Raw genomic sequence first — 12,737 nt, 5'->3', positions numbered from 1 at the left:
GTCCCCGACGCGTCCCCCGGGCGAGGAGCAGGCATGAGCGGTGACGGCAACACCTCGTTGGGGCACAAGGCGTTCTCCCGGTCCCCCAGTCATTTCGCGGACCGGATCACGGCGGACGGACGGGACGGCTGGCCGGTGGCGGCCGGGCGGTACCGGCTGGTGGTCAGCCGGGCCTGCCCCTGGGCGAGCCGGGCGCTGGTGGCACGGCGGCTGCTCGGCCTGGAGGACGCCCTGTCGCTGGCCGTCGCCGACCCGATCCAGGACGACCGCAGCTGGCGCTTCACGCTCGATCCGGGCGGCCGTGACCCGGTGCTCGGCATCCGGTTCCTCGGCGAGGCCTACGACCGGCGGGAGACCGGCTACCCGGGCGGGGTGAGCGTACCGGCGGTCGTGGACGTGCCGAGCGGGAAGCTGGTCACCAACGACTACCAGCAGCTCACCCTGGACCTGGCCACCGAGTGGACGGCACTGCACCGGGACGGGGCGCCGGACCTGTACCCGGTACGGCACCGGGACGAGATCGACGCGGTGACGGCCGAGGTGTACCGGGACGTCAACAACGGTGTGTACCGGGCCGGGTTCGCGCACGAACAGCAGGGGTACGAGGAGGCCTGCGCGGCGGTGTTCCGACGGCTCGGGCTGCTCGCCGAGCGGCTGGCCGGGCAGCGCTACCTGGTCGGGGACACCATCACGGAGGCCGACATCCGGCTGTTCACCACGCTGGTGCGGTTCGACGCCGTCTACCACGGCCACTTCAAGTGCAACCGCTGGAAGATCACGGAGAACCCGGTGCTGTGGGCGTACGCCAGGGACCTCTACCAGACACCGGGATTCGGTGACACCGTCGACTTCGACCACATCAAGCGGCACTACTACCAGGTCCACACCGGGATCAACCCGACCCGTATCGTGCCCCTCGGCCCGGATCTCGCCGGGTGGCTGACGCCCCATCACCGGGAGGAGCTCGGCGGCCGGCCCTTCGGGGACGGGACTCCGCCCGGCCCGGTGCCGGCCGGCGAGGAGGTGCCGGTCGCGGGACGGCCCTGACAACGCGGAGGCAGGCATGGCCAAGAGCAGGAAGAAGCTGAAGCTCCCCCTCGTCTACGCGCCCCTCGGCTTCGTGCTGAGCTGGGCCGGCGGAGCGCTGGGCGCGCTGGTCTTCCGCCGGACCTGGAGGGCGCTGCGGGGCGAGGAGGACGCGCCGGACGCCCTGGACCGGGACCGCGGCTGGGGCGAGGTGCTGCTCGGCGCGGCGCTCCAGGGCGCCGTCTTCGCGGTGGCGCGCAGCGCCGTGGACCGCACCGGCGCCACGGCCATACAGCGCTCCACCGGGGTGTGGCCGACCGCCCGCAAGGCCGGCCGGGACCTGGTCAGCCCGCCGGAGGCGGGGAAAGACGCAGCGTGAAGGAGTGCCCGGCCGGGTCGGAGTAGCTCCGCTCCTCGTACGGCCCGGCCGGACCCCGGGTCTCGGTCGGCAGCCCGCCGAGGCCGACCACCCGGCGCTCCGCCTCGTCCAGGTCCTCGACCAGGAGGACGAGGTGGGCCTGGAGAGTGGCCTCGGGGCGCGGCCAGCTGGGCGGGGTGGCGTTGCCGTCCCGGCGGAACGCGATCCGGACCCCGTCGGCGCCGCGCACCTCGATGAGGTCGGTGGCTGTGTCACCCGGCTCGCCGTCCAGTAACTGCCGGTAGAAATGGGCGAGTTTCTCGGGTTCGGCGCAGTCGAGCACCACGACGGCCGCGGTCACCAGTGCCATGTTTCCTCCCTGGACAGGTCCTCCCGGTGCGTCTGTCCCCGATCACCGGAATCAGTCGGCCGCCGGTCACTTCCCCTCGCGGCCGTCAGGCACCTTCGGCCGCCCGGATCTCGGTGAGCCGGGCCTCGGCCGCCGTCAGCAGCAGGTCCAGGGCCGCCGGGTAGGAGCTGCCCCGCATCGAGGCCACGAGATGGCGGGCGGTGGCCGCGATGTTCGGGTGGGTGGCGGCGGGCAGCCGGGCGTAGGTCGCCCGCCACACGTCCGCCTCGGCCTCCCGGGCGGGCTCCGGCAGGGCGGTGGTCGCGGAGTCGAGGGCGCCGTAGGCGAGGGCCTGGTCGACGAAGGCGTGGTAGACGCGGACCGCCTCCGGGTCCGGGAAACCGGCGCTGCGCAGCACCCCGAGGATGGTCTCGACGGCCTGGATCTCGTACGTCCCTCCGGTCACCCGGTGGGCGCTGAGCCCGGCCGCGCGGGGATGCGCGAGGGCGCCCGCGTGCATGCGCAGGCCCAGGTCGCGCAGGTCGGCGCGCCAGTCGCCGGTGGGCCGCCAGCGGCGCAGGGTACGGCCGATCAGCTCGTCGGCGACGGCCAGCATGAGGTCGTCGGTGTGCCGGAAGTACCGGTAGAGGGAGCTGGGGTCGGCGCCCAGGGCGCGGCCCAGGCGGCGCACGGAGAGGGCCTCGGCGCCGTGCTCCTCGATCAGCCGCATCGCGGTCTCGACGATCAGCTCCTCGGACAGCACCACGCCCTGTTTGGTGGGGCGCCGGCGCTGCCGGGCGCCGGCCGCGACGACTCGTTCGCTCATGGGGCCTCCCTTCCTGCTGGCGAGACCTTATGACAACACCGTTGACCTGTGAAGCGCACCGGCAGTTTCATGTCCGGTCACCGGGGCCGACCAGTCCGGCCCCCCGGTGCGAGCGGAGTGCTGGCCATGACCGACAAGCCCTACACAGTCGACCCCCCTGAGTTGCGCAGATCCCTCGGTGTCCTCGACGGCATCGCGGTGGCCGCGTCCAGTACGGCCGCCACCACCAGCATCGGCATCGGTCTGGGGGTGACGACCGGGGTGGTCGGGCTCCATCTGCCGGCCATCATGCTGCTGGCCTTCCTGCCCGTGCTCGGTATCGCGGGCGCCTACTCCCGGCTGAACCGGGTGGAGCCGAACGCGGGCAACGGCTATGTGTGGGTGGGCCGTTCGCTCAATCCCTGGCTCGGCTTCATGGTCGGCTGGGTCAACATCGTGGCGACGGTGGCCTTCCTCGCGTACACCACGGCGGTCACCGGCTCGGCGATCCTGCAGCTGGCGGGCGAGGCCGGGGTGCACCGGGTCGGCTCGCTCGCCCTGGACCCCGGTTCGACGGCGCAGACCACGGCCGTCGGCATCTTCGTGCTGATCGCCGTCACCCTGACCGCCGTCACCGGCATCCGCACCGCGGCCCGGCTCCAGACCGGGCTGCTGGTCTTCGAGTACGTGGTGCTGCTCGGGTTCTGCGGGTACGGCATCGTCACCGGACCGCACCCCTTCAGCCTGAGCTGGTTCGACCCGTTCGCGATCCCCTCGGCCACCGCTCTCGCCCAGGGCCTGCTCCTTTCGGTGTTCTGCTACTGGGGGTTCGAGGCCGCGTTCAGCGTGAACGAGGAGGTCCGTGATCCCCGGGACGCCTCCCGGGCGGGGCTGATCACCCTGGTGACCATGCTGGGGCTGTTCCTGCTGGGCTCGGTGGCCTTCCAGCGGGTGCTGTCGGAGAAGGAGCTGGCCGGGCACGGGGCGGAGGGGCTGGCGTTCTTCGGCGACCGGCTGGCAGCGCAGCCGTGGGCCGCGCTGCCGCTGGTGGCGCTGATGTTCTCGGCGGTGGCCTCGCTGCAGGCCGGGGTGATCCCGACGGCCCGGGGCATGTTCGCGATGAGCCGGGACCGTACCCTCGGGCCGGTCTGGTCCAGGGTCAGCGCCAAGTACGGCACCCCGGCGGCCGGGACGCTGCTGATCGGGGCGCTGGCCACGGCGGTCGCCGCGCTCGCCCTGGTGATCCCGCGGCTCGCCGACATGATCATGGCGACGGTGAACGCCGTCGGTATCGTCGTCGCGCTGTCGTACGCGCTCACCGCGCTCGCCGCCGCCGTGCGCTTCCGTTCGCTGCTGCGCGAGGACTGGCGGCAGGGCCTGCGGGCGGTGGTGCTGCCGACGCTGAGCGCCTGCGCGCTGCTGGGTCTCGGCGGCTATCTCGGCTGGTCCTTCTACACCTCGGCCGACCACTTCGAACTCAGCGCGGACAACGGCTGGTTCCTGCTGACCACCCCGCTGGTGATGATCGGGTCCGGGTTCGTCGCGGCCGCCTGGGCGAGGTACGTACGCCGCTCGCCGTACTTCCGCACCGGCGAGGGCACGGATGCCGACGCGCCCCGACTGCTCACGACCTCCAACTAAGGAACAGGAAACATGCACGCAGATCTGCTCTTCACCGGCGGCCCTGTCCTCACCCCCGAGGGCCGGACGGCGACGGCCGTCGCCGTCACCGGGGAACGCGTCGCCGCCGTCGGCTCCGCCGAGGACCTCCGGGAACTCGCGGGGCCGCGCACCGAGGTGGTCGACCTCGCCGGCCGGCTGCTGCTGCCCGGGTTCCAGGACGCGCACGTCCATCCGGTGCCGGCGGGGCTGGAGCTGACCCAGTGCGACCTGTCCGGGCTGCGGACCGCCGAGGAGACGGTGGCCGCCGTCCGCGCCTATGCCGAGACGCATCCGGAGCGGGAGTGGATCCTGGGCGGCGGCTGGTCCATGGAGGCGTTCGCGGGCGGTACGCCGACGAAGGAGCTGCTCGACTCCGTCGTACCGGACCGGCCGGTGTATCTGCCCAACCGGGACCATCACGGGGCCTGGGTCAACAGCCGGGCCCTGGAGCTGGCCGGGATCGACCGCGACACGCCCGACCCGGCCGACGGGCGGATCGAGCGGGACGCGTCCGGCGTGCCGAGCGGGACGCTGCAGGAGGGGGCGATGCAGCTGGTGGGGCGGCTGGCGCCGGCGGCGGGCCCGGCGGACCGGCTGGCGGCGCTGCTGCACGCCCAGCGGTATCTGCACTCGCTCGGCATCACGGCCTGGCAGGACGCGCTGGTCGGGGAGTTCCTCGGCATGGACAACCCGGCCGAGGCGTATCTCGCGGCGGCCCGGGACGGTTCGCTGACCGCGCGGGTGGTGGGGGCGCTCTGGTGGGACCGGGAGCGCGGCGCCGAGCAGATTCCCGAACTGGTGGAGATGCGGGCCGCGTTCAGCCACGGCCGGTTCCGGGCGGGCACGGTGAAGCTGATGCTGGACGGGGTCGCCGAGAACGGCACCGCCGCGCTGCTCGACCCGTATCTGGACAAGTGCGGCTGCGCGACCGGCAATCGGGGCAAGAGCTTCATCGATCCGGGGCAACTGCCCAAGTACGTCACCGAGTTGGACGCGCTCGGCTTGCAGTGCCACTTCCACGCGCTGGGCGACCGGGCGGTACGGGACGCGCTGGACGCGGTCGAGGCGGCCCGGACCGCCAACGGGACCAGCGACACGCGGCCCCACCTGGCGCATCTCCAGGTGGTGCACCCGGACGACGTGCCGCGGTTCGCCCGGCTCGGCGCCACCGCGAACATCCAGGCGCTGTGGGCCGCGCACGAGCCGCAGATGGACGAGCTGACCATTCCGTTCCTGGGGTCCGAACGGGCCGGGTGGCAGTACCCGTTCGGGTCGCTGCTGCGCTCCGGGGCGCGGCTCGCGGCCGGCAGCGACTGGCCGGTGAGCAGCCCCGACCCGCTGCAGGGCATCCATGTCGCGGTGAACCGGGTCGAACCGGGCGGCGACGCGCCGGTGTTCCTGCCCGGGGAGCGGCTGGGCCTGGCGGACGCGGTCACGGCGTACACGGCCGGTTCGGCGTATGTGAACCACCTGGACGACACCGGCCGGGTGGCGGTCGGTGCGCTCGCGGACCTGGTGGTCCTGGACCGCGATCCGTTCGCCGGGGACCCGCAGGACATCGCGGACACCCGCGTCGCACACACGTACGTGGGGGGCGCGCGAGTGTACTGAACTCGGGAGTGATCAGCAGTAACAGGCGTCACGGCGTGGGCGGCGCGTAGATCATTTACGCTCTGGGCAGCCTCGTACCGCTTCACGGCTCAACTTTCGAGCCACGAAGGCCAGTTCGAATGCGCGGGTGGCCGACGGGCCACCCGTTCGCAGGGCCGGGGGGACTCTGCGCTCTGTCTCCCGAAAGGAAGCACATGCCTCAGGACGTCACCTTCGACCTGCCCTTCGACACCCCCGTCAGCGAGCATCTGGAGTACGCCCGGGCCCGGCATCTGCGCTGGATCTGGGACATGGACCTGGTGCGCAGCAAGGCGGGGTTCGAGGAGTACAAGTCGTGGGACCTTCCGCAGGCCGCCGCCCGGACCTACCCGCACGCCTCGGCCGAGGACATGGTCGTCCTGATGAACTGGTTCTCGCTGGCCTTTCTCTTCGATGACCAGTTCGACGCCAATCGGCCGGACCGTGCCGACCGGATCGCCGACGTCGCCCGGGAGCTGATCGCCACACCGCTGCGCCCGTCCGGCATCCGGCCCCGGGTGGTCTGCCCGATCACGCTGGCCTGGGCGGAGGTCTGGCAGCATCTCTCCGATGGCATGTCCCTGACCTGGCGGACGCGGTTCGCGGCCTCCTGGGGCCGGTTCCTGGTCGCGCACTGCGAGGAGGTCGACCTGGCGGCCCGCGGGCTGGCCGGCACCCTCGGTCTCGACGAGTACGCGGCGTTTAGGCGCCGTACCGTCGGCATCCACCACAGCATCGACGCGGGCGAGCGCAGCCGCCGTTTCGAGGTGCCGGCGCAGGTGCAGGCGCATCCGCTGATGGAACGGATGCGTGATCTGGCCTCGGACACCATCGGGTTCATGAACGACATCCACTCCTTCGAGCGCGAGCGGCGCCGGGGCGACGGCCACAACCTGATAGCCGTGCTGCACCGGGAGCGCGGCGGCTCCTGGACGGACGCCATGCAGGAGGCGTACCGGATGACCACCCTCTGCCTCGACGAGTACGTCGAACTGGAGGCGCGGGTGCCGCGGATGTGCGACGAGCTGGGGCTCGACGAGAAACAGCGGGACGGTGTGCGGATGGGCGTGGAGGCCATCCAGCACTGGATCAACGGCAACTACGTGTGGGGCCTGTCCTCGGGCCGGTACGCGGCGGCCAAGGAGGGTCCGGCGGCCGCGGCCGAACTGGCCGGGCAGGGTTCGGTGGACGACCTGCTGGCGGTGTGAGCCGACGAAGGCCCGGGGCCGCCGTCCCGCCGGACGGCGGCCCCGGGCCGTGCCTCGTGCGCCCCTCAGCCCGCGAACTCGACCGGCAGGCTGTCCAGTCGGGACTCCCAGGTGGAGGCCGTCGAGGTGAGTTCCTCGGCCGGTACCGCCAGACGCAGCCCCGGCAGCCGGTGCAGCAGGACGTCCACGGCCGTCTCGATGATGCCCTGGCCGATGTTCTGGCCCGGGCATTCGTGCGGCCCGGCGCTGAACGCCAGATGGGACTGGTTCCCGGCGACGGAGGCTTCGAGGTCCGGGCGGATCAGCGGGTCCACGTTGCCGGCGGCCAGGCCGAGGAGCAGCATGTCGCCCTCCTTGACCGGGCAGCCGCCCAGCTCCAGGTCGGAGGTGGCGAACCGGCCCGGCAGCACGGCCAGCGGCGGGGTGTTCCACATGACCTCCTCCACCACGGAGGACATGTTCAGCTGGCCGCTGACCAGACCGGAGCGCAGGGCGTCGTCGGTGAGGACGATCTCCAGCACCCGGGCCAGCAGGTTGCTGGTGGTGGTGTGGGCGGTGATCAGCACCAGCCGCAGATGCTGGACGATCTCGTCCTCGTCGAGACCCGCGTGGTGCTCGATGAGGCCGCTGGCGAAGTCCGAGCCGGGCTCCGACCGCTTGCGGGCGGCGAGTTCGGCGAGGATGGAGACGATCTTGTCGTTGTGCGCGAGGGCGTCCGCGCCGCCCTTGATGACCTGGGCGCTGGACTCGGCGAGGGTGCGCCCCTCGCTCTCGGCGAGCCCGAAGACCCGGGTGAGCACCAGCATCGGCAGGTACTCGGCGAAGTCCGTGACCAGGTCGGCGCGGCCGGTGCCGGCGAAGGCGTCGATCTGCTTGTTGGCGAAGTGCGTGACATGGCGGCGGATGCCCCGCCCGGCCACCTTCAGCAGGTTGTCGGTGACCGCGCCGCGCAGCCTGCGGTGCGGCTCGCCGTCCTGGGAGACGCAGTCGGGCCGCCAGCCCACCATCTGCATCAGCGGGGAGGCCGGGGAGACGTTCCCGTCCAGCCAGTCCCGCCAGATCCGCGAATCACGGCTGAACTGGAGCGGGTTGTCGAGGACCCGCCGGTTCTCCCGGTAGCCGAGCACCAGCCAGGCGGGCACGTCGCCCTCCACCAGGATGGGGGCGACGGCCCCGTACGTCTCGCGCAGCCGCTCGTAGATGCCGTGCGGGTCCCGCTCCGCGTCGGGCCCGTACAGGCGGGTGACCCCGGCGCCGTGGGCCACCGGGCAGCCGCCGGTGGCGCCCGGATCGTGCGGCGCGCTCATCGGGACTCCAGGGATACCGCCGAGCGTTCCCGCAGGTGCTGGATGAGCGCCACGAGGACGTCGCGGCTGGAGGCCCGGTCGCGGGCGTCGCAGGCCACGATCGGGGTGTGCGGGGAGATGTCGAGGGCGTCCCGGATCTCCTCGATGGGGTGCCGCGCGGAGTCCGGGAAGACGTTCAGGGCGATGACGAAGGGCACGTTCTGCCGCTCCATCTCCTCGATGGCCCGGAAGCTGGAGGCCAGCCGGCGGGTGTCCACCAGGACGATCGCCCCGAGCGCGCCCTTGAACAGGCCGTTCCACAGGAACCAGAACCGCTCCTGTCCGGGGGTGCCGAACAGGTACAGCATCAGGCTCTCGTTGAGGCTGATCTTGCCGAAGTCGAGGCTGACCGTGGTCTCGGCCTTGTCCGCGACACCGATGAGGTTGTCGACGCCGACGGTCGCCTGCGTGAGGGTCTCCTCGGTGGTGAGCGGCTTGATGTCGCTGACGGAGCGGACCATGGTGGTCTTCCCGGTGCCGAACCCCCCGGCGATCATCACCTTGACCGAGCGGGTCCCCCCGGCACCGGGGTCGCCGGGATGGTCAAAGCCTTTCAAGTCCACTGAGTACCTCCTGGAGGAGCGCGAGGTCGGGCCCGCGGCCGGCGTGGTGGGCCGGAATGGGATCACGGGCTTCAATACGGCCTGCGTCCAGCAGATCCGCCAACAGCACCGCGAGAATGTTGAAGGGCAATCCGAGATGGGCGGTGAGTTCGGCCACCGACAGCGGGTCACGGCAGCGCCGGACTATCTCCTCGTGCTCGTGCTGCATCCCCGGGACGGGAGCGGTACGGGAGACGACGAGGGTGGCCACATCGAGGCTCGACGCCGACCCGCCCGGTCCGCTGCGTCCTCCGGTGAGGACGTAGTAACGCTCGAGACCGGACGGATCCGTTGGCCGGCGGGGAGCACTCATCCAGAGTGCTCCTCCAGGCGCGGAGAGGTGCCGAGCAGCTCGCCCATCCGCCGGGACAGGTCCCTCATCTGATGCCCGAGCAGGCCCTGGTCGAGCCCCTCGCGGGCAAGGACGCCGAGATAGGTCTCCACACCGGCCCGTACGACGAAGAGGTGACCGCCGTCGACCTCGATCATCGCCAGCCGCAGCTGCCCCGCGTACTTGGGGAACTGCTCGGCGACCGGCTGGGCCAGGGCCTGCAGCCCCGCCACCACGGCCGCGAAGCGGTCCACGTCGTCGGGGTCCTCGGCGCCGAAGGAGGTGATGGCCTTGCCGTCGCTGGAGGCCACGAGGGCGAAACGGATCTCCGGGATGCTCTCGACCAGATCGCGGAGCGCCCAGCTCACGTCGGTTCCCTGTTGCGTCATGTGGACTAGTCGCTCTCTTCAGTGCGGCGCTGCGTGGACTCGCGTCCGGCGGCGGCGTCGTCGGCGCCGTCCGGGGTGGCAGGTGCCACGGCGTCTCGGTCTCCGGTCAACTCGGCCTCGCTGTCCGCCTCTTCGTCCGCCAGGGGCGCGCGGCCCGCGGTGGCGAAGGCGGCCAGGCCCGCGAAGGACTCCTCCGGCGGGACCGCGGTGAACGCGGTGCCCTCCGTGCGGGCGGTGCGCGGCTCGGGCCGCTCCTCCTCACGGCGCCGGCTGCGCCGGCGGGGCAGTCCGCCCGGGGTGGTGTCCGGGGCCTCGCCGGCCTCCGGCCGGCTGACGGTCTCGGCGGCGACCGGGCCGTGCGCCTGCGCCGGGGACGCGGCGGCGGGGGCGGCCGGCGCGGGGACCTGGGCGGGGGCGGCCGCGGGCAGCGGGCTGAAGAACTTGTGCGGGACCACGACGACGACCGAGGTGCCGAGCCAGGGCGAGTCCGCGAAGGTGACCCGGATGCCGTAGCGGCGGGCGAGGATGCCGACGACCCTGAGGCCGATGTTGGCGTCCTCGGAGATGCCGCCGATGCCGGGTCCGGCCGCGGTGCCGGCGAGGGAGTGCTCGGCCTCGCGCTTCTTCTCCTCGCTCAGACCCTTGCCGGAGTCCTGGATCTCGATGCCGACGCCGTTGGGCACCTCCTTGCCGGAGACGACGACCGGCTCGGTGGGCGGCGAGTAGCGGGCCGCGTTGTCCAGGAGGTGGGCGAAGATCAGGGTCAGGTGGTCCACCAGACCGCCGTCGACGCCGAGTTCGGGCAGGTGCCGGACCTCGACGCGGTGGAAGTCCTTGATCCGGCCGATGCCGCCGCGCACCACGCTGAGCAGCCGCTGGGGCTCCTGCCACTGGCGGCCCGGGCGGTCGGAGCCGCCGAGCACGCCGATGCTGGCGGCGAGGGAGTCGGCGGGGCCGAGCTCCTGGTCCAGCTCCATGAGCCCGCGGGCCACGGCGGGCAGCCTGCCGTGCTCGCCCTGCATCTCGTGCAGCCGGCCGCGCAGCTTGCTGGTCAGGACGTGGATGCGGTTGCCGATGCTGATCACGGCCTGCTCGGCGGAGGTGGAGCGGTTGAACTCCTCCTCCACGCCGATCAGCGAGGTGCGCAGGATGCGGCGCAGGTCGGCCTGGAGGTCCTTGTCGACCTTGGCGCACTGCTCGGTCACCGGCAGCAGGTCGTCGACGGCGTCGCCCTCGCGCAGCCGCTTCAGCGCGTCCGGCAGCTGTTCCCCGGCGAGCCGGGAGATCGCGGCCCGCTGGTGCGTCAGCTGCTCCTGCCAGACCTCGGCCTGGTCGGAGAGCTGGGCGTCGGAGGACTTCAGCTGGTCGGCGAGCCGCTCCTCGTACGCCCGGGCCTGCTCGGCCAGTCGGGCGTCGTAGTGGGCGGTCCGCTCGGTCAGCCGGGTCTCGAAGGCGGACGCCTGTTCACCGAGCTGTGCGTCGAACCCGGCGGCCTGCTCGTTGAGCTGGCCCTCCAGCGTGGCGCGCTCGGCCGTGAACTTCCGTTCCAGACCGGAGACATGCTGCTGCCACTGCAGGGAGTGCTCGGCCTGCGAGCTGCGGAACGAACCCTCGGCACTGCGCAGTTGGCGCTGCGAGCGGATCAGCAGTCGCACACACACGGAGCTCGCCGCGGTGGCCGCGGCACCGGCGACGGCCGCGGTTATTCGCTCGGAGCTCATGAACGTGGCGGCGACCGTCCCTCCCCCTAAGGCCAGCGGCATCAGCCACCAGCTGTACCACGCGACAGGGGCCCGCGCCGCCGGCGGCGGAGTGGCGAGTTCCATCTGCATCCTTCGGAGCAACACAATCGAACATCAGCGAACAGGGGCAGTGTGCGAAGGTCGCACTCATGAGTACGCACGGCGGGACGGACCCACCGTGGGGTGCGTCAACTCGCTGTGACGGAGTGGAGCTTATCGGGTTCGAGCCCTAAAGGATCAACCTCGACGCCTCGTGGAAGTGAGGGTTCCGTCACGGCCCGCCAGTGGGCCGAGCCGATATTTCCTGGACAGCTGTCCAGCTATAGTGGACACCTGTTCAAGAGATGGGGAGGGTCCAACGATCATGGAAATCCTGGCCAACGTGCTGGTCGGCCTGGTGGCCGCGCTGCACGCGTACATCCTGGTGATGGAGATGTTCCTGTGGCAGAAGGCGCCCGGGATGCGCTTCCACGGCTTCGACGCGGAACTGGCCCGCCGGACCGCGCCGCTCGCCGCCAACCAGGGCCTCTACAACGGCTTCCTGGCGGCCGGCCTGGTGTGGGGGCTGGTCGCGGCCGACCCGACCGGCTTCCGGGCCCAGGTGTTCTTCCTGTCGTGCGTGGTGGTGGCCGGGGTGTACGGCGCGGTCACGGCCAACCGGCGGATCCTGTTCGCCCAGGCGCTGCCCGGCGCGCTCGCCCTGGCCGCCGTCCTCGCCGCCCGATGACCGGGCGCCCGGCCCCAAAGGACCCGCGGGCGGCCCGCACCCGGGCCCGGCTGCGCGCGGCCCTGCTGGAGGAGTGCGCCGAACGGCCGCTCGCCGAGGTGGGCGTGGCCGCGCTGGCGCGCCGGGCAGGGGTGGGCCGGGCCACCTTCTACGTGCACTACGACGACCTGGCGGCGCTGGCGGTCGACGCCTGCGCGGACGTCGTACGGGAGGCGGTGGACGCACTGCACGCCTGGCGCGGCCGGCCCGATCCGGTGCACGCGCCGCCCGCGCTGCGGGAGTTCTTCGCGGGGCTGGTCCCGCACGCGGCCCTGTACCGGGAATTGCTCGCGCCGGGCGGCGGGGGCCCGCTGGGCCGGGTGCTCCACCGGGACCTGCGGGCGCGCAGTCTGGCCGAGCGGGAGCTGGCGGGGGCGGCGGACGCCCCGCTGGTGGCCTCGGCGGTGGCGGCCACCTTCGCCGGGGTGCTGGCCGACTGGCTGCACGGCCTGCTGGACGCCACCGCCGAGCAAGTGGCGGACCAGGTGTGGCAGTTGCTGGTCGCCCTGCACATGAGCCGCTGA

Annotated in this window: 14 protein-coding genes; 7 read left to right on the top strand and 7 right to left on the bottom strand. The window is 72.3% G+C overall.

Annotation, left to right across the window (positions count from 1 at the left end):
- Nucleotides 1–33: 33 nt before the first annotated feature.
- Both ACFZDK_RS22635 and ACFZDK_RS22630 read left to right on the top strand, forming a co-directional pair.
- Nucleotides 34–1,047, top strand: coding sequence for a glutathione S-transferase C-terminal domain-containing protein (locus tag ACFZDK_RS22635; protein WP_390974931.1), 1,014 nt, complete (start codon nt 34–36; stop codon nt 1,045–1,047).
- A 16-nt stretch (nt 1,048–1,063) separates the two neighbouring features.
- On the top strand, nt 1,064–1,405 hold the full coding sequence (locus tag ACFZDK_RS22630; protein WP_390974929.1) for a DUF4235 domain-containing protein: 342 nt from the start codon (nt 1,064–1,066) through the stop codon (nt 1,403–1,405).
- Here the strand turns inward: ACFZDK_RS22630 and ACFZDK_RS22625 are convergent.
- Nucleotides 1,371–1,754 (bottom strand): VOC family protein, encoded by a 384-nt coding sequence (locus tag ACFZDK_RS22625; protein ID WP_390974928.1) that lies wholly within the window; start codon nt 1,752–1,754, stop codon nt 1,371–1,373. The two genes, ACFZDK_RS22630 and ACFZDK_RS22625, sit on opposite strands and share 35 nt — an antisense overlap.
- A gap of 85 nt (nt 1,755–1,839) precedes the next feature.
- Nucleotides 1,840–2,559: a TetR family transcriptional regulator gene (locus tag ACFZDK_RS22620; RefSeq protein WP_390974926.1), complete on the bottom strand. Its 720-nt coding sequence runs from the start codon at nt 2,557–2,559 to the stop codon at nt 1,840–1,842.
- A gap of 126 nt (nt 2,560–2,685) precedes the next feature.
- On the opposite strand from ACFZDK_RS22620, the gene ACFZDK_RS22615 reads away from it, so the two are divergent.
- The 3 genes from ACFZDK_RS22615 (at nt 2,686) to ACFZDK_RS22605 (ending at nt 7,037) form a co-directional block, all read left to right on the top strand.
- Nucleotides 2,686–4,179, top strand: a complete 1,494-nt coding sequence (locus ACFZDK_RS22615) for an amino acid permease (protein WP_390974924.1) — start codon at nt 2,686–2,688, stop codon at nt 4,177–4,179.
- Nucleotides 4,180–4,191: 12 nt separating this feature from the next.
- On the top strand, nt 4,192–5,811 hold the full coding sequence (locus tag ACFZDK_RS22610; protein ID WP_390974923.1) for an amidohydrolase family protein: 1,620 nt from the start codon (nt 4,192–4,194) through the stop codon (nt 5,809–5,811).
- 194 nt (nt 5,812–6,005) lie between these two features.
- Nucleotides 6,006–7,037 (top strand): 7-epi-alpha-eudesmol synthase, encoded by a 1,032-nt coding sequence (locus ACFZDK_RS22605; RefSeq protein WP_390974921.1) that lies wholly within the window; start codon nt 6,006–6,008, stop codon nt 7,035–7,037.
- 65 nt (nt 7,038–7,102) lie between these two features.
- Here ACFZDK_RS22605 and ACFZDK_RS22600 read toward each other — a convergent pair whose 3' ends face one another.
- The 5 genes from ACFZDK_RS22600 to ACFZDK_RS22580 are packed head-to-tail and all read right to left on the bottom strand — an operon-like array spanning nt 7,103 to nt 11,531.
- Entirely contained in the window at nt 7,103–8,344 is a 1,242-nt protein-coding gene (locus tag ACFZDK_RS22600) for a cytochrome P450 (protein WP_390974919.1), read from the bottom strand.
- The gene (locus ACFZDK_RS22595) at nt 8,341–8,946 is read right to left on the bottom strand and encodes an ATP/GTP-binding protein (protein WP_390974918.1); all 606 of its coding nucleotides are present in this window, start codon (nt 8,944–8,946) and stop codon (nt 8,341–8,343) included. The genes ACFZDK_RS22600 and ACFZDK_RS22595 overlap by 4 nt, the downstream gene beginning before the upstream one ends.
- Entirely contained in the window at nt 8,927–9,298 is a 372-nt protein-coding gene (locus ACFZDK_RS22590) for a DUF742 domain-containing protein (protein WP_355709351.1), read from the bottom strand. Before ACFZDK_RS22590 ends, ACFZDK_RS22595 begins: the two co-directional genes overlap by 20 nt.
- Entirely contained in the window at nt 9,295–9,705 is a 411-nt protein-coding gene (locus ACFZDK_RS22585; RefSeq protein WP_046733906.1) for a roadblock/LC7 domain-containing protein, read from the bottom strand. The genes ACFZDK_RS22590 and ACFZDK_RS22585 overlap by 4 nt, the downstream gene beginning before the upstream one ends.
- Nucleotides 9,706–9,710: 5 nt before the next feature.
- Nucleotides 9,711–11,531, bottom strand: a complete 1,821-nt coding sequence (locus ACFZDK_RS22580; RefSeq protein WP_390974916.1) for an ATP-binding protein — start codon at nt 11,529–11,531, stop codon at nt 9,711–9,713.
- 280 nt (nt 11,532–11,811) lie between these two features.
- On the opposite strand from ACFZDK_RS22580, the gene ACFZDK_RS22575 reads away from it, so the two are divergent.
- Entirely contained in the window at nt 11,812–12,174 is a 363-nt protein-coding gene (locus ACFZDK_RS22575; protein ID WP_362321814.1) for a DUF1304 domain-containing protein, read from the top strand.
- Nucleotides 12,171–12,737, top strand: coding sequence for a TetR family transcriptional regulator (locus tag ACFZDK_RS22570; RefSeq protein ID WP_390974914.1), 567 nt, complete (start codon nt 12,171–12,173; stop codon nt 12,735–12,737). Before ACFZDK_RS22575 ends, ACFZDK_RS22570 begins: the two co-directional genes overlap by 4 nt.

It is taken from the genome of Streptomyces sp. NPDC007901, from assembly GCF_042959465.1.
GTDB lineage: Bacteria > Actinomycetota > Actinomycetes > Streptomycetales > Streptomycetaceae > Streptomyces.
This window is presented reverse-complemented; position numbering and strand designations above follow the sequence as displayed.